The sequence below is a fragment of the Streptomyces sp. JLBT605 genome, assembly GCF_058215555.1.
Map to the genome: position 1 here is coordinate 4703905 of NZ_CM177087.1, position 17399 is coordinate 4721303.

General features: G+C 71.6%; 12 protein-coding genes. All 12 read left to right on the plus strand.

Features of this window, described 5'->3' with window-relative positions:
• Positions 1-2: 2 nt before the first annotated feature.
• The 12 genes from mrdA (at position 3) to obgE (ending at position 17312) form a co-directional block, all read left to right on the plus strand.
• Positions 3-2141 carry a penicillin-binding protein 2 gene (gene mrdA, locus AC4BDD_RS20465; protein WP_490686903.1) on the plus strand — a complete coding sequence of 713 codons (2139 nt, stop codon included), beginning with the start codon at positions 3-5 and terminating at the stop codon, positions 2139-2141.
• Entirely contained in the window at positions 2138-3340 is a 1203-nt protein-coding gene (rodA, locus tag AC4BDD_RS20470) for a rod shape-determining protein RodA (protein ID WP_490686904.1), read from the plus strand. The genes mrdA and rodA overlap by 4 nt, the downstream gene beginning before the upstream one ends.
• Before the next feature lie 194 nt (positions 3341-3534).
• Positions 3535-4185: a hypothetical protein gene (locus AC4BDD_RS20475; RefSeq protein ID WP_490686905.1), complete on the plus strand. Its 651-nt coding sequence runs from the start codon at positions 3535-3537 to the stop codon at positions 4183-4185.
• A 26-nt stretch (positions 4186-4211) separates the two neighbouring features.
• Entirely contained in the window at positions 4212-5156 is a 945-nt protein-coding gene (locus AC4BDD_RS20480; protein WP_490686906.1) for a hypothetical protein, read from the plus strand.
• A gap of 105 nt (positions 5157-5261) precedes the next feature.
• Positions 5262-6947 (plus strand): CYTH and CHAD domain-containing protein, encoded by a 1686-nt coding sequence (locus AC4BDD_RS20485; RefSeq protein WP_490686907.1) that lies wholly within the window; start codon positions 5262-5264, stop codon positions 6945-6947.
• Between the two features lie 73 nt (positions 6948-7020).
• Positions 7021-8943, plus strand: a complete 1923-nt coding sequence (locus tag AC4BDD_RS20490) for a TIGR03960 family B12-binding radical SAM protein (RefSeq protein ID WP_490686908.1) — start codon at positions 7021-7023, stop codon at positions 8941-8943.
• A 193-nt stretch (positions 8944-9136) separates the two neighbouring features.
• Positions 9137-9820 (plus strand): hypothetical protein, encoded by a 684-nt coding sequence (locus AC4BDD_RS20495; RefSeq protein WP_490686909.1) that lies wholly within the window; start codon positions 9137-9139, stop codon positions 9818-9820.
• A 138-nt stretch (positions 9821-9958) separates the two neighbouring features.
• On the plus strand, positions 9959-10741 hold the full coding sequence (locus tag AC4BDD_RS20500) for a TIGR03936 family radical SAM-associated protein (RefSeq protein WP_490686910.1): 783 nt from the start codon (positions 9959-9961) through the stop codon (positions 10739-10741).
• A gap of 222 nt (positions 10742-10963) precedes the next feature.
• Positions 10964-14791, plus strand: coding sequence for an Rne/Rng family ribonuclease (locus AC4BDD_RS20505; protein ID WP_490686911.1), 3828 nt, complete (start codon positions 10964-10966; stop codon positions 14789-14791).
• 362 nt (positions 14792-15153) lie between these two features.
• Positions 15154-15474, plus strand: a complete 321-nt coding sequence (rplU, locus tag AC4BDD_RS20510) for a 50S ribosomal protein L21 (protein WP_144383587.1) — start codon at positions 15154-15156, stop codon at positions 15472-15474.
• A gap of 14 nt (positions 15475-15488) precedes the next feature.
• On the plus strand, positions 15489-15743 hold the full coding sequence (rpmA, locus tag AC4BDD_RS20515; RefSeq protein WP_490686912.1) for a 50S ribosomal protein L27: 255 nt from the start codon (positions 15489-15491) through the stop codon (positions 15741-15743).
• A gap of 132 nt (positions 15744-15875) precedes the next feature.
• Positions 15876-17312: a GTPase ObgE gene (obgE, locus tag AC4BDD_RS20520; protein WP_490686913.1), complete on the plus strand. Its 1437-nt coding sequence runs from the start codon at positions 15876-15878 to the stop codon at positions 17310-17312.
• Positions 17313-17399: the final 87 nt, after the last annotated feature.

Sequence of the window (17399 nt, forward strand, 5' to 3'; positions counted from 1 at the left end):
CCATGAGCAATATCCCCGAGACCGGGCGGACCACGCGGGTGACCGTCCGCCTCGTCGCCATCCAGATCCTGGTCTTCTCCCTCCTGCTCACCCTCGGCGGACGCCTCTGGTACCTCCAGATCCGCAACGGCGACGAGTACAGCGACGAGGCCGCCAGCAACCACGTCCAGCAGGTCATCCAGCCCGCCACCCGCGGCTCGATACTGGACGCGCGCGGCATCCCGCTGGCCGACAACGAGACCCGCCTGGTGGTCTCCGCCAGCCGCACCGAGCTGATGAAGATGCCGGACGACGGCAAGGCCGTCCTCACCCGGCTCGCGGGCGTGCTCGACATGAAACCCCAGGACGTGATGGCCAAGGTGCGGCTGTGCGACGCGCAGACCCCGCAGCCCTGCTGGAACGGCTCGCCCTACCAGCCCATCCCGATCACCGACGAGGCCACCACCCAGCAGGCCCTGCAGATCCGCGAGCGCGCCGAGGACTTCCCCGCCATCAGCGCCGAGCCCATCCCGGTGCGCCGCTACGCCGCGCCGGCCGAGTCCAACGCCGCGCAGGTGCTGGGCTACCTCTCGCCCGTCACCGACGACGAGATCAAGGACGCCGAGGACAGCCAGTCCCCGCTGCTGCGCTCGGACCAGATCGGCCGCTCCGGCCTGGAGCGCGCCTACGACGCCCAGCTGCGCGGCAAGGCGGGCGTCACCCGCTACGAGGTCGACAACCTGGGCCGGGTCATCGGCCAGCGGGAGAGCGACAAGGCCGAGCCCGGCGCCAACCTCGTCACCAGCATCGACGCCCGTGTGCAGGCGGTCGCCGAGAAGGAGCTGGCGCTGGCGATGAAGGAGGCCCGCAAGCAGCACGACCGCAACACCGGCACCAACTACAAGGCGGACGCCGGCGCGGTCGTGGTGATGGAGGCCAAGACCGGCCGGGTCGTGGCGATGGCGTCCAACCCGACCTACGACCCCAACGCCTGGGTCGGCGGCATCTCCGGCAAGGACTACAAGCAGCTCACCGGCAAGGGTTCCAACTACCCGCTGCTGAACCGCGCCATCCAGGGGCAGGCCGCGCCCGGCTCGATCTTCAAGGTCATCCCGACCACCGCGGCGGTCAACGCGGGCTACTCCTTCGAGGGCCCCTACCCCTGCCCCAGCTCGTACAGCATCGGCGGCCAGGTCTTCAAGAACTTCGAGTCCGCCGGCCACGGCAGCATCAGCCTCGGCCGGGCGCTGGAGGTCTCCTGCGACACCGTCTACTACGGCCTGGCGCACAAGGAGTGGCAGAAGGACGGCGGCACCACCCCCAAGAAGAACCCCGCCGACTGGTTCTACAAGACCGCTCACCAGTTCGGCCTGGGCAAGGAGACCGGCATCGACCTGCCCAACGAGGTCACCGGCCGGGTGCCCGACCGGCAGTGGAAGAAGGACTACTGGAAGGCCAACCAGAAGTCCTGGTGCAAGGACGGCAAGAAGGACGGCGACTACGCGCAGAAGATCGCCTACGAGAACTGCCTCGAAGGCATGAAGATGCGCGCCGGTGACTCCGTCAACTACTCCATCGGCCAGGGCGACACCCTCGTCACCCCGATCCAGATGGCCACCATCTACGCGGCCATCAGCAACGGCGGCACGCTCTACGACCCGACCGTCGGCAAGGCGATCGTCAGCGCGGACGGCAAGAAGGTCCAGGCGATCAAGCCCAAGGCGCACGGCCGGCTGCCGATGGACCCCAAGACGCGGAAGAAGATAGACGCCGCGCTCGCGGGAGTGGCCACCCGGGGCACCGCCGCCTGGCGGTTCGTCGGCTGGCCGCAGAAGCAGATCCCGATGCACGCCAAGACCGGTACCGCCGAGGTCTACGGCAAGCAGACCACCTCGTGGTTCGCGACGTACACCAAGGACTACACGATCGTCATGACGATCTCCCAGGGTGGTACGGGCTCCGGCGCCTCCGGCCCGGCCGTCCGCAACATCTACAACGCGCTGTACGGAGTCTCCAAGGACGGCAAGATCAACCGGAAGAAGGCGCTGCTGCCCCGGCCGCAGACCAAGCTGCCCCGGATCGACTCCGACGGCACCATCGAGGCCCAGCCCGTCGGCAGGATCTACAAGGCCGTCGGCCTGGGCGGAGGGGCGCCGCAATGACCGCGACCTCCACCGGCTACCCGATCCGGCGCTACGCACCCGAGCGCGGCACCTGGGGCAAGCTGATGGCGCGCGACTCCATCGTGCGCCGGCTCGACTGGATAATGATCCTCGCCGCGCTCGCGCTGTCCGGCATCGGCGCGGTGCTGGTCTACTCCGCGACCCGCAACCGCACCGAGCTCAACCAGGGCGATCCGTACTACTTCCTCGTCCGGCACGCCCTGAACACCGGCATCGGCATCGCGCTCGCGGTCGCCACCGTCTGGCTCGGCCACCGCACCCTGCGCGGCGCCGTGCCCTTCCTGTACGCGCTGTCGGTGCTGCTGGTGCTCGCGGTGCTCACGCCGCTGGGCTCCACCATCAACGGCGCGCACGCCTGGATCGTGATCGGCGGCGGGTTCTCCCTGCAACCCTCCGAGTTCGCGAAGATCACGATCATTCTGGGCATGGCGATGCTGCTGGCCGCGCGGGTGGACGCGGGCGACCGGGAGAATCCCGACCACCGCACCGTCATGCAGGCGCTCGCCCTCGCCGGGGTGCCCATCGCGGTCGTGCTGATGATGCCCGACCTCGGGTCCGTGATGGTCATGGCGATGATCATCCTCGCGGTGCTGCTGAGCTCCGGCGCCTCCAACCGCTGGGTCGCCGGGCTCATCGGGTCCGCCGTCGTCGGCGCGATCCTCATCTGGCAGCTCGGTGTCCTCGACCAGTACCAGATCGACCGCTTCGCCGCCTTCGCCAATCCGGCCCTCGACCCGGCCGGTGTCGGTTACAACACCAACCAGGCGCGCATCGCCATCGGGTCCGGTGGCCTGACCGGGAAGGGCCTCTTCCACGGCACCCAGACCACCGGCCAGTTCGTCCCCGAGCAGCAGACGGACTTCGTCTTCACGGTCGCCGGCGAGGAGCTGGGCTTCCTCGGCGCCGGCCTGATCATCGTGCTGATCGGCGTGGTGATGTGGCGCGCCTGCCGGATCGCGCGCGAGACGACCGAGCTGTACGGCACGATCGTGGCGGCCGGAATCATCGCCTGGTTCGCCTTCCAGTCCTTCGAGAACATCGGCATGACGCTCGGCATCATGCCGGTGGCCGGACTCCCGCTGCCCTTCGTCTCCTACGGCGGTTCGTCGATGTTCGCCGTCTGGATAGCGGTGGGGCTGCTTCAGTCGATCAAGGTGCAGCGGCCGATAGCGGCCTGAGAATGACGGTGTGAGGGGCGCCCCGGTGGAAATGACCACCGGGGCGCCCCTCGATGTTTTCCGTTCTCTGTTGTCCGAGTGGCTGAATCTGTAGGCTCAAAGCGATTGCCGCGCGGGGGCGTTGACCATCACCACTCCAAATTCACTGACCGCCTCCCGCCCGGGTCGGACAAGTGAACTGGAGCTGTTGCACGATGAAGAAGCGCGCTGCCTGTGCGGTTTCCGCGGCTCTCGCCGCGACACTCCTCCTCGGTGCGTGCGGTGGCGGCGGCGACGGCGGCTCGGACGACATCGAAGGGGCCGAGCGGAACGCGAAGCATTCCGCTCCGGCCTCACCGACGCCCGCTCCCACAACGGAACCAGGCGCTCCGGAATTCGATTTCCCCAAGGACGTCACGGTGGAGATCGAGCCCCAAGCGGCGGGCGGCAAGGCTAAGGACGCGGTGCTCCGCGATCACGGATACGCACTGCGGGCCATCAACCTGGCAGCCGCCGAACAAGACCCCGAACTGCCCCTTTTGCAGAAGTATCTGACCGGGCAGGCCGCCTCCGGATGGGCAAGCGGAGTCAGGGAATACAAGAAGCGCGGAAAGACCGTCACCGGCACCGTCCGCTATTACCAGCGCACGGTAAAGGTCACGGACGAATCGACCGCTGGTGTGACGTACTGCGAGGACCAGCGCCATTTCTACGACAAGGACGCGAAAACCCAGAAGGTGGAGAAGACGACGCCCAGCGCGAAGAGCTTTGTCTACCACGTGTCCTTCATGCGGAAGAACGGGGACGGAACATGGCAGATGGAGAGGGATCAGGCCACCCGAGGAGCCGGCTCATGCGCCCGGTGACGTCACGTCGGGCCACGGTGGCCGCAATGGCCGCGGCGCTGTGCGTGATCACGATGAGCGCGCCGGCCCACGCGGACAGCGACTTCGGCCAGGGGCCGGCGACCGGCGGGCCCAGCGACCAGATCGGCTCGAAGGTGTCCTTCACGATGAGCCGGCCGGGCGCGAGCGGCAAGCCGCTGGCCCCGGTGAACTCCGACTGGTCGCCGCCCGCCTGCTGGTACGAGCCCAAGTACACCCCGGAGGAACTCCAGGAGTACCTGGCCGGCCACGACTACGGCTCCGGCAGCGCAGGCCACTCGGACGGCGTCAAGTACGGCGAGGACAACTTCCACAAGGGCGACAAGGGCGCCTGGTACGAGATGGTCGGAAACCTGGACTCCGACCCGGAGGGGTACGGCGAGTGCGCCATGGCACGCGACCCGTACCTGTGGGTCGGCCCCGACGACCCGCCGCCCCCGGGCACCCCGGTGATCGACCCGGAGATCCTCGCCGGGCTCGCCTATGAAAGGACCCGGCTGCCCGCCCCGCCCGTGGAGCTGAGCCCCGCGGCCGACGGCCAGGTCGTCAACCTCAAAACGTATGTGCGCTTCGGCCAGGACCTGGACCGGGTCTGGGTGACCGCCCAGCTCAACCAGCTCGGCGTCAACGTGGCCGCGACCACCGTCGCCACCCCGGTCAAGCTCCACATCGAGGCCGGTACGCCCTACGCCGACCCGGGCTCCTGCACCTACACCCTGGCCAGGAAGGGCGGCGGCTACTCCGTCGACACCAAGGACGCGGAGTGCAACATCACCTACCGCAAGTCCTCCGGCGACGGGACCTACCCGCTCAAGGCGTCCATCACCTGGAAGGTCACCTGGACCGACTCCGCCGACCCCGACGGACCGGCCCGGCAGCCCGGCATGCCCGACGGAGAGAGCACCTTCGAGCAGGACGTGACGGTCAGGGAAGTGCAGTCGATCAACCGCTGATCGGCACCCGCTGACCAGGCGCCCGCCGCGCACCACCGCCCGCCGGACGCGAGCGGGGGTGCGCGGCCCTCGCCGCCGCCCGCCTCGGCGCGTACATTTCCGAACATGGCGCGCACCGTGCGAGAGATCGAACGGAAATATGAGGCCATCGAGGGCGGGGAACCGCCCACGCTGACCGGCCTGTCCGCCCTGACCGGGATCCCCGGCGTCGCCGCCGTGACCGACCGCGGCACGGTCGACCTCGACGCCACCTACTACGACACCGCGGACCTCCGGCTCGCCGCCGACGGCGTCACGCTGCGCCGCCGCACCGGCGGCGCCGACGAGGGATGGCACCTCAAACTGCCGGCCGGGCCCGGCGGCGGCTCCCGCGCCCGCCCCGGCGGCGACGTCGTCCGCGATGAGATCCACGCCCCGCTCTCCGACGAGGTGCCCCGCGACCTCGCCTCCCTGGCGCGGTCCCGCACCCGCGACGCCGCCCTGGCGCCGCTGATCCGGCTGCGCACCCGGCGGGACGTGCGCCACCTCACCGACGCGGACGGCGAGCGGCTCGCGGAGATCTCCGTGGACCAGGTCACCGCCTTGCGCCTCGCCTCTGAGGAGGGCGCGACCTTCCAGTGGACCGAGGTCGAGGTCGAACTGGCCGAGGGCGGCCCGGCCACCCTGCTCGACGACATCGAGGGCCACCTCACCGCGGCCATGGGCGTGCGCCCCGCCGCGGCCGCCTCCAAACTCGCCCGCGCCCTGGCCGGCACCGAGCGGACAACCGAGCGGAAACCGGGAGAGCCCGGACGCAAACCGGGCAGGAAGCCGGATAAGCCGGAGCGGAAACCGGGCAGGAAGCCGGGGAAGCGGAAGAAGGGCCAGGCGGGCGGCGGGGGAGGCGAGCAGACCGCCGGCGAGGTGGCCCTGGCGTACGCCCGGCAGCAGATCGCCGCGATCGTCGCCCTCGACCCGGCCGTCCGGCTCGACACCCCGGACGCCGTGCACCGGATGCGGGTCGCCACCCGGCGGCTGCGCAGCGCCCTGCGCTCGTACCCCAGACTGCTCGACCGGGCCGTCACCGATCCGCTCGGCTCCGAGCTGAAGTGGCTCGCCGCCGAGCTGGGGGTGGACCGCGACCGGGAGGTGCTGGCGGCCCGGCTGGAAGCCGCGCTGGAGGAGGTGCCCAGGACGCTGCGGCTGGGGCCGGTCCGCGCCCGGCTGCGCATCTGGTCCCACGCCCAGCGGCGCGGCTCGCGGACCCGGCTGATCGCCGTGCTGGACGGGAGGCGCTATCTGCGGCTGCTCGACGCCCTCGACGTGCTGCGCACCGAGCCCCCGGAGCAGGCCACCGGGCCCGGGGGAGTCCCGCTGCTGCGGCCCGCGGCCGCCCGGCCGCCCGGGCGCGAGATCCGCAAGGCGGTGCTGCGCGACTTCGACCGGCTCGCCGCCCGCGTCGACACCGCGCTCGCCACCCCCGCCGGAAGCGACCGCGATCTCGCCCTGCACGACGCGCGCAAGGCGGCCAAGCGGGCGCGCTATGCCGCCGAGGCGGCACAGCTGTGGCTCGGCGAACCGGCCGCACGGCTGGCCGGCCGGATCACCGAGATCCAGCAGCTGCTCGGTGATCACCAGGACAGCGTGATGGCCCGCAAGGCGCTGCGTGACATCGCGGTGCAGGCGCATGCCGCGGGCGAGAGCGCCTTCACCTTCGGGCTGCTGTACGGGCGCGAGGAGGCGCGCGCGGCGACGGACGAGCGCGCCCTGCCGGAGCTGTGGGCGAAGGTCGCCGACGCGGAGTCGCTGTGATCGCCGTGCCTGGGGCCTACTCCGTTGCGGTTACGCTTGAGAGTCACCCCTTGCCCGCTCATGAAGGTTCGAGATGTCCGAGTCGGTCTTCCCACAGCTCGAGGCCCTGCTCCCGCACGTGCAGAAGCCGATCCAGTACGTCGGTGGTGAACTCAACTCCACGGTCAAGCCCTGGCACGAATGCGACGTCCGCTGGGCGCTCATGTACCCGGACGCGTACGAGGTCGGTCTGCCCAACCAGGGCGTCATGATCCTCTACGAGGTCCTCAACGAGCGCGAGGGCGTCCTCGCCGAGCGCACCTACAGCGTCTGGCCGGACCTCGAGGAGCTGATGCGCGAGCACAGCGTCCCGCAGTTCACCGTGGACAGCCACCGCCCGGTCCGCGACTTCGACGTGTTCGGCCTGAGCTTCTCCACCGAGCTCGGCTACACCAACATGCTCACCGCGCTCGACCTCGCCGGCATCCCGCTCAACGCCGCGGACCGCACCCTGGACCACCCGATCGTCCTCGCCGGCGGCCACGCGGCCTTCAACCCCGAGCCGATCGCGGACTTCATCGACGCCGCGGTCATCGGCGACGGTGAGCAGGCGGTGCTGGAGATCACCGACATCATCCGCGCCTGGAAGGCCGAGGGCCGCCCTGGCGGTCGCGAGGAGCTGCTGTTCCGGCTGGCCAAGACCGGCTCGGTGTACATCCCCGGCTTCTACGACGTCGAGTACCTCCCGGACGGCCGCATCGGCCGCGTCGTGCCGAACAAGTCCGGCGTCCCGTGGCGGGTGTCCAAGCACACCGTGATGGACCTCGACGAGTGGCCGTACCCCAAGCAGCCGCTGGTCCCGCTCGCGGAGACCGTCCACGAGCGGATGTCGGTGGAGATCTTCCGCGGCTGCACCCGCGGCTGCCGCTTCTGCCAGGCCGGCATGATCACGCGCCCGGTGCGGGAGCGAAGCATCACCGGCATCGGCGAGATGGTCGAGAAGGGTCTGAAGGCGACCGGCTTCGAGGAGGTCGGCCTGCTCTCGCTCTCCTCCGCGGACCACACCGAGATCGGCGACATCGCCAAGGGGCTGGCCGACCGGTACGAGGAGGACAAGATCGGCCTGTCCCTCCCGTCCACCCGCGTCGACGCTTTCAACATCGACCTGGCCAACGAGCTGACCCGCAACGGCCGCCGGTCCGGCCTCACCTTCGCCCCCGAGGGCGGCTCCGAGCGCATCCGCAAGGTCATCAACAAGATGGTCTCGGAAGAGGACCTCATCCGGACCGTCGCCACCGCCTACGGCAACGGCTGGCGCCAGGTGAAGCTGTACTTCATGTGCGGCCTGCCCACCGAGACCGACGACGACGTCCTGCAGATCGCCGACATGGCGACCAAGGTCATCGCCAAGGGCCGCGAGGTGTCGAGGTCCAACGACATCCGCTGCACGGTGTCCATCGGCGGCTTCGTGCCCAAGCCGCACACCCCCTTCCAGTGGGCGCCGCAGCTGTCCGCCGAGGAGACCGACGCCCGGCTGGAGAAGCTGCGCGACAAGATCCGCGGCGACAAGAAGTACGGCCGCTCCATCGGCTTCCGCTACCACGACGGCAAGCCGGGCATCGTCGAGGGCCTGCTCTCCCGCGGCGACCGGCGCGTCGGCGCGGTCATCCGCGCCGTCTACGAGGACGGCGGCCGTTTCGACGGCTGGCGCGAGCACTTCTCCTACGACCGCTGGATGGAGTGCGCCGCCAAGACGCTGCCCGACTTCGGCGTGGACGTCGACTGGTACACCACCCGCGAGCGGAGCTACGAGGAGGTCCTGCCCTGGGACCACCTGGACTCCGGTCTCGACAAGGACTGGCTGTGGGAGGACTGGCAGGACGCCCTCGACGAGACCGAGGTCGAGGACTGCCGCTGGACCCCGTGCTTCGACTGTGGCGTCTGCCCGCAAATGGACACCAGTATCCAAATCGGCCCGACGGGCAAGAAGCTGCTGCCGCTCACGGTCGTCAAGTAACCAGCCATTCGGGATGAGCGGGCCACCCGGCCCGCTCGGAGCCGCACCGGCCCCGGCAGCACCCGCTGCCGGGGCCGTCTCCATGAGCCCGGCGACCGGCCGATACGCTGCGCGGATGCACGGGTACACGTCAAATACGCCCCACCGACCGGAGCCGGGGGGAGGGTGTCTCGTCCAGGCCATCCGGCTCCCGGTGCGGATCCTGGCTCTGATCATCGTCGTCCCCATCCGGCTCGTCTGGGACGTCCTGGTGGCCTGCGCCAAGGCCGTGTACCGCTGGATCCTCACCCCTCTGGGACGGGCGATCGCCTGGCTCTGGAGGATCTTCGTCGTCACCCCGCTGCGGGCGCTCGGCGCCGTGCTCGCCTGGCTCGGCCACTATCTGATCGTGGTGCCGGCGCGCTGGCTCCACCGGGTGCTGCTCTCGCCGATCGGACGCGGCATCGCCTGGCTGTGCCGGTACCTGTTCGTCGTGCCGGCCGTCGCTTTCTACCGCTATGTGCTCACCCCCATCGGCCGCGCCATCGCCTGGGTGGCGCGCGGCATCTGGGTGGCCGTCAGCTTCTTCGTCCGCTACACCCTGATCATGCCGCTGGTCCTGCTGTGGCGGTATGTGCTGGGGCCCGTCCTCCGCGCGATCGGCGTGGTGTTCGGCGCCGCCTGGCGGGCCGCCGGCCATGTCAGCCGCTTCCTGTGGACCTGCGTCAGCACGCTGTTCCGCTGGGTCTTCGTCGTTCCCGTCGGCTGGGTCTGGAAGACCCTGGTCCGCCCCGTCCTCCACGGCATCCGTGACCATCTGTGGCGGCCGGTGGCCGCCGCCGTGCGGCAGGCGTCCCGGGAGGTCCGCCAGGCGCTCTTCGGCGCTCCGCGCCGCTGAGCATCGTCCCTGGTCAGGCCCCGGAGGGAACCCGAGCCCGGCGTGGCACGTACTCTTGGTAGCAGTACGACGGCACTCACGAAGGACTGAACGACACTGGGCAAGCGACAGCCCGAAGGCCCACCGCCCGCACCCGCGGTGCAGCGCATCCGACTGCGCTACACCAAGCGCGGCCGCCTCCGGTTCACCAGCCACCGCGACTTCCAGCGCGCCTTCGAGCGGGCGCTGCGCCGCGCCGAGGTACCCATGGCGTACTCGGCCGGCTTCACCCCGCACCCGAAGGTGTCGTACGCCAATGCCGCACCCACCGGCACCGGCAGCGAGGCCGAGTACCTGGAGATCCAGCTCACCGAGGCGCGGGAGCCGCGGACGCTGTGTGCGCTGCTCGACGAATCGCTGCCCGACGGACTCGACATCGTCGAGGCCGTCGAGGCCCGCACCTCCGGGCTCGCCGACCGGCTCCAGGCATCCGTCTGGGAGATCCGGCTCGACGGGGTCGAGACGGAGCAGGCCGAGAAGGCCGTCGCGGCCTTCCTGGCGGCCGAGACCGTCGAGGTCCAGCGCCGCACGAAAAACGGGTTGCGGAGCTTCGACACCCGAGGTGCGGTGGCCCGGCTCGAAGCGCTGGCGGAGACAGCCGATAGGCCCGGCGACGGTGCCTGTGCGATACTGCGGCTGGTTGTTCGGCATGTGACACCTGCCGTGCGACCCGACGACGTCCTGTCCGGCCTCCGCGCAACGGCCGACCTGGCGCCGCCGGTCCCCGCAGCGGTGACCAGGCTGGCGCAGGGGCTGCTCGATGAGGAGACCGGCACGGTGACCGACCCGCTCGCGCCCGACCGCGAGGCAGTCATGGCCGCCCCACCCACGGCCGCCGCGACTGACCTCCCGCCAGCGAAGGCGCCGGAAGGTTCCGCGTAAGGACCGTCGTCGACGCGCCGCCGAAGCACCAGGGAGCCACCCGGGTCCGGCAGGCGCATGGACCAGGAGACTTTCGCCGGTACCGCACAAGACGGCTCCGGCGAGCGAGACGACAGCTCCCGTGCGGCGCCCGCGCCCCGGACAGCGGTTACCGCGCTCATCACGCGGCCCCTGACCGGAAACAGGCCCGGCGCCCGGGAGCGTGACGGGAGAACCGCCCGCATGCTCGAATCAATTGAGCCGACCGAACCGCAGGACCGGAAGGAAACGGGGGAGCCGGCCGCGCCCAGCGCCGCCGCTTCCGCCGCCGGGTCCGACAACAACAGCCCCAGCGACACCCTGCCGCCGCGCCGCCGTCGCCGCGTGGCGTCCCGCCCGGCTGGCCCGCCGACCGGTGCCGCCGCCAAGGGCAAGGGCAAGGCCAAGGCCAAGGCCCCGGCCGTAGAGGCCGCCGAGGCTGTCGAGCCCACCGAGGCCGTCGAAGCCATCGAGGCCGAGGCCGAAGAGACCGAGATCGAGCCGCCTGCCGCCGCTGCCGAGCCGGAGGCGAAGCCGGTGCGTACGCGTCGTCGGGCGACGCGCAAGGCGACCGCTCCGGCGGGTGCGCCCGCGCCTGCCGAGGCCGCGGTCGAGACCCCGGCTGAGCCGGAGTCCGCTCCGGCGGAGGCCGCTGCGCCGGTTGCCGCTGAGGCTGTGGCTGCCGAGCCCGAGGCGAAGCCGGTGCGTGCCCGTCGTCGGGCGACGCGCAAGGCGACCGCTCCGGCGGGTGCGCCCGCGCCTGCCGAGGCCGCGGTCGAGACCCCGGCTGAGCCGGAGTCCGCTCCGGCGGAGGCCGCTGCGCCGGTTGCCGCTGAGGCTGTGGCTGCCGAGCCCGAGGCGAAGCCGGTGCGTGCCCGTCGTCGGGCGACGCGCAAGGCGACCGCCCCCGCCGGTCCGCCCGCCCCCGCCGAGACCCCGGCCGAGCCGGTGCCCGCCGTCGCGGAGCCGGGGCCCACCGCCGAGGCGCCCGCCCCGCCGGTCATCCCCGCACCCGAGGCCGAGCCGGAGACCCCGCGCCGCACCCGCCGCCGGGCGACCCGGAAGGCCACCGCCGCCGCCACCGCCGCTCCGGAGACCGCCGAGGCCGCGCAGCCCGCCGCCGAGCAGGCCCCCGCACCCGCACGGGCCGCCGAGCGCGCCGAGGCCGAGCCGGAGGCACCGGCCCGTAGCCGCCGCCGCGCCGTCCGGCCGCCGACCGCCGTGTTCCAGGCGCCGGTCTTCGCCGAGCCCATGTTCCAGACGCCGGACAGCGTCGCGGCCGCTGCCGCGGCTGCCGCCGCCGAGGGCATTGCGGAGGCGGAGGCCGAGGCCGAGGAAGAGGAGCCGCTGCGCCCCGCGCCGCGCCGTCGCCGTCGCCGTCGTGGTGAGCCGGCCGAGGAGCTCCCGGTCGAGACCGCCGAGCCGGTGGAGGCCGAAGAGGCCGAGGAAGCGGAGGAAGCCGAGGAGGCCGCCGAGCTGGCCGAGGACGAGACGGGCGAGCGCCCGTCGCGCCGCCGCCGCCGGGGTGGCCGTCGCCGCCGCCGCGGTGAGGCCGCCGAGGGCGAGGCGGAGGCCGCCGAGGAGGAGACCGCCGAGGCCGAGGCAGAGGCCGAGGACGAGGAGCCGGGCGCCGAGGAGGAAGCCGCCATCGGCGCGGGCTCCAGCAGCAGCCGTCGCCGTCGTCGCCGTCGCCGCCGCAGCGGTGAGGCCGTCGAGGCCGAGGCGGGCGAGGAGGAGGGCGTGCGCACGGTCGTCAAGATCCGTGAGCCGCGCCCGAAGGCCGAGCCGTCCGACGAGGTGCAGTCCATCAAGGGCTCGACCCGCCTGGAGGCGAAGAAGCAGCGCCGCCGGGAGGGACGCGAGCAGGGCCGCCGCCGGGTTCCGATCATCACCGAGGCGGAGTTCCTGGCGCGCCGCGAGGCCGTCGAGCGCGTGATGGTGGTCCGCCAGAGCGGCGAGCGCACCCAGATCGGCGTGCTGGAGGACAACGTCCTCGTCGAGCACTTCGTCAACAAGGAGCAGGCCACCTCGTACGTCGGCAACGTCTACCTGGGCAAGGTCCAGAACGTGCTGCCGTCGATGGAGGCCGCCTTCGTCGACATCGGCAAGGGCCGCAACGCCGTGCTGTACGCGGGCGAGGTGAACTTCGAGGCGCTGGGCCTGGCCAACGGCCCGAGGCGGATCGAGACCGCCCTGAAGTCCGGCCAGTCCGTGCTCGTCCAGGTCACCAAGGACCCGATCGGCCACAAGGGCGCCCGGCTGACCAGCCAGGTCTCCCTCCCCGGCCGCTACCTGGTCTACGTGCCCGAGGGCTCGATGACCGGCATCAGCCGCAAGCTGCCGGACACCGAGCGGGCGCGGCTGAAGCAGATCCTCAAGAAGATCGTCCCCGAGGACGCGGGTGTGATCGTCCGCACCGCGGCGGAGGGCGCGAGCGAGGAGGAGCTGGCCCGCGACGTCAGCCGCCTCCAGGCGCAGTGGGAGGAGATCCAGAAGAAGGCGAAGAGCGGCAACGCCCCGTCGCTGCTCTACGGCGAGCCGGACATGACCGTCCGGGTCGTCCGCGACATCTTCAACGAGGACTTCTCCAAGGTCATCGTCAGCGGTGACGACGCCTGGGAGACCATCCACGGCTACGTCTCGCACGTCGCGCCGGACCTCGCGGACCGGCTGCATAAGTGGACCTCGGACGTCGACGTCTTCGCGACCTACCGCATCGACGAGCAGCTGATGAAGGCGCTGGACCGCAAGGTCTGGCTGCCCAGCGGCGGTTCGCTGGTCATCGACCGGACCGAGGCGATGGTCGTGGTCGACGTCAACACCGGCAAGTTCACCGGCCAGGGCGGCAACCTGGAGGAGACGGTCACCAGGAACAACCTGGAGGCGGCCGAGGAGATCGTGCGCCAGCTGCGGCTGCGCGACCTCGGCGGCATCATCGTGATCGACTTCATCGACATGGTGCTGGAGTCCAACCGGGACCTGGTGCTCCGCCGTCTGCTGGAGTGCCTGGGCCGTGACCGCACGAAGCACCAGGTCGCCGAGGTCACCTCGCTGGGCCTGGTCCAGATGACCCGCAAGCGGGTGGGCCAGGGGCTGCTGGAGTCCTTCTCCGAGAGCTGCGTGCACTGCAACGGCCGCGGCGTCCTGGTCCACATGGACCAGCCGTCGACGGTCGGCGGGGGCGGCAAGCGCAAGAAGAAGCGCGGCACGGCGCAGGCCGAGGCCGAGCCGGCTCTGGAAGCGGTGGCCGAGACCGCGGCGGAGGCGGTGGCGGAGGTCGCCGCCGAGGCGGCCGAGGCTGCCGCGGAGACCGTGGCGGAGGTGGCCGCCGAGGTCGCCGCGCCCGCCGCCCTGCCCGAGCCGGCGTTCGCCCCGGACGAGGAGCTGTACAGCAGCGCCGCCGAGGCCGAGGCTGCCGTCGGCCGGGGCCGTACCCGCCGTCGGGCGACCCGGAAGGCGTCCGCCCCGGCGGGCTCCCCGAAGGCCGCCCGGCCGGAGCCGGTCGTCGTGGTGCCCGCGGAGGTACCGGCCGAGGCGCCCGCGCCGGTCCAGGCCGAGGCAGCCGCCCCGGCGGAGGCCCCCGTGGCCGCCGAGCCGGTCGCGGTGCCGGAGCCGGAAGCGGCGCCCGCGCCCCGCGCCCGTCGCCGGGTGACCCGGAAGGTGTCCGCCCCGGCGGGCCCGCCGGCGGGTGCCGAGGAGGCGGCCGTGGTGGTCGTCAGCGCCCCCGCGGCGCAGCCGGAGCCCGAGGCGGCGGTCGCGGCCGCGGCGGAGGCCGTCGCAGAGGCCGAGACCGAGGCTGAGGCAGCGGTCGAGGCGGCGCCGGCGAAGAAGACGGCCCGGAAGGCCGCCACCAAGAAGGCACCGGCGAAGAAGGCCACCGCCAAGAAGACCGCGGCGAAGAAGACCGTGGCCAAGAAGGCGACGGCCAAGAAGACGGCAGCGAAGAAGACGACGGCGAAGAAGGCCGCCGCCAAGAAGACCGTCGCGGCGGAGCCCACGCTCTCGTCCGTGTCGGCCTCCACGGAGGGCTGACCGGCCCGGCGTCCCACCGCTCACCCGCCCGCCCCGGCACCAGTTGCCGGGGCGGGCGCCGTGCGTTCCGGCCCCGTCCGGAGCCGTGCGTTCCGGCCCCGTCCGGAACCGTCCGGGCCGGACGTCGGCCGACCCGTTCGCGGGGAGCGGCTCGGGGGAGAGCCCCGGTTTGACCCTCTGGGGCCGGGCCCGTAATCTTGACCGTCGGCGTCTGTACGCCGCACCTCTGAGCAAATCCCTCCCGCTTCGCCGGGAGAGGCCGCTCGTCCTCACGGATGCGTCGGATCCGGGGCTTATCAGCCCCCCGGTCCTGGTGAGCGGCTGGCATCAGAGGTTCCGTTTCGAGCGAGAGAGAGTTCCGCGTGTACGCGATCGTGCGCACCGGCGGCCGCCAGCAGAAGGTGTCCGTTGGCGACGTCATTGAGGTTGACCGCATTTCCACCAGCAAGGTCGGCGACACCGTCGAGCTCTCGACGCTGCTGGTCGTCGACGGCGACTCGGTCACCAGTGACCCGTGGGTCCTGGCCGGCGTGAAGGTCCAGGCCGAGGTCGTGGACCACCACAAGGGCGACAAGATCCGCATCCAGAAGTACAAGAACAAGACCGGCTACAAGAAGCGGATCGGCCACCGCCAGCTGCACACCGCGCTGAAGATCACCGGCATCGACGCTCCGGCGAAGTAAGGGACTGAGGAGACATGGCACACAAGAAGGGCGCATCGTCCACTCGGAACGGTCGCGACTCCAACGCTCAGCGGCTCGGCGTGAAGCGCTTCGGCGGTCAGACCGTCCTCGCCGGTGAGATCCTGGTCCGCCAGCGCGGCACCCACTTCCACCCGGGCACGGGCGTCGGCCGTGGCGGCGACGACACGCTGTTCGCGCTGCAGGCCGGTGCCGTGCAGTTCGGCACCCACCGTGGCCGCAAGGTCGTGAACATCGTTCCGGTCGCCTGATTTCTCTCAGGCGCTCGTAGAGCGGTTTCTGCGGAGGCGGACCTCACTTCCCGTGCCGGGAAGCGGGTCCGCCTTTCGCGTGTTGCACAACAGACAATCCCGTATGTATCTCGCTCATCTGGAGGCACAACCATGACGACCTTCGTGGACCGCGTCGAGCTGCACGTCGCCGCGGGTAACGGAGGCCACGGCTGCGCCTCCGTGCACCGCGAGAAGTTCAAGCCCCTCGGCGGCCCGGACGGCGGAAACGGCGGCCGGGGAGGTGACGTGATCCTGGTCGTCGACCAGTCCGTCACCACGCTCCTCGACTACCACCACAGCCCGCACCGCAAGGCCACCAACGGCAAGCCCGGCGAGGGCGGCAACCGCTCCGGCAAGGACGGCACGGACCTGGTCCTGCCCGTCCCGGACGGCACCGTCGTCCTGGACAAGCAGGGCAACGTCCTCGCCGACCTCGTCGGCCAGGGCACCAGCTTCATCGCCGCCGAGGGCGGCCGCGGCGGTCTGGGCAACGCGGCCCTCGCCTCCGCGCGCCGCAAGGCCCCCGGCTTCGCGCTGCTGGGCGTGCCCGGCCAGAGCGGGGACATCGTCCTGGAGCTGAAGACCGTCGCGGACGTGGCGCTGGTGGGCTACCCGAGCGCCGGCAAGTCCTCGCTGATCTCGGTGCTCTCGGCCGCCAAGCCGAAGATCGCCGACTACCCGTTCACCACGCTGGTCCCCAACCTCGGGGTGGTGACGGCCGGTGCCACCGTCTACACCATCGCCGACGTGCCGGGCCTGATCCCCGGCGCCAGCCAGGGCAAGGGGCTGGGCCTGGAGTTCCTGCGCCACGTCGAGCGCTGCTCGGTGCTGGTGCACGTCCTGGACACCGCGACCCTGGAGTCCGAGCGGGACCCGCTCTCCGACCTGGACGTCATCGAGGAGGAGCTGGCGGCGTACGGCGGCCTGGACGACCGGCCGCGGCTGGTCGTCCTCAACAAGGTCGACATCCCCGACGGCAAGGACCTCGCGGACATCATCCGGCCCGAGCTGGAGGCCCGCGGCTTCGAGATCTTCGAGGTGTCGGCCGTCTCCCGCACGGGCCTGAAGGAGCTGTCCTTCGCGCTGGCGAAGATCGTCGCCGAGGCGCGGGCCGCCAAGCCGGTCGAGGAGGCGACCCGGATCGTCATCCGCCCCAAGGCGGTGGACGACGCGGGCTTCACCGTGACGCGCGAGGAGGACGGCCTGTTCCGGGTGCGCGGCGAGAAGCCGGAGCGCTGGGTGCGGCAGACCGACTTCAACAACGACGAGGCCGTGGGCTACCTCGCCGACCGCCTCAACCGCCTCGGTGTCGAGGAGGCGCTGATGAAGGCCGGTGCCAAGGCCGGCGACGGTGTCGCCATCGGCTCCGAGGACGACGCCGTCGTCTTCGACTGGGAGCCGACCATGGCGGCCGGTGCGGAGATGCTCGGCCGGCGTGGCGAGGACCACCGCTTCGAGGCGCCGCGGCCCGCCGTCCAGCGCCGCCGCGACCGCGATGCGGAGCGGGACGACGCGGACCGCGAGTACGACGAGTTCCGTCCGTTCTAAAGGGTTCGCCGGCTAAAGGATTCGCCGGACAGACGAAAGCCGGGCGGGCTGGTGAGAACCAGCCCGCCCGGCTTCTGCGTATCCGGA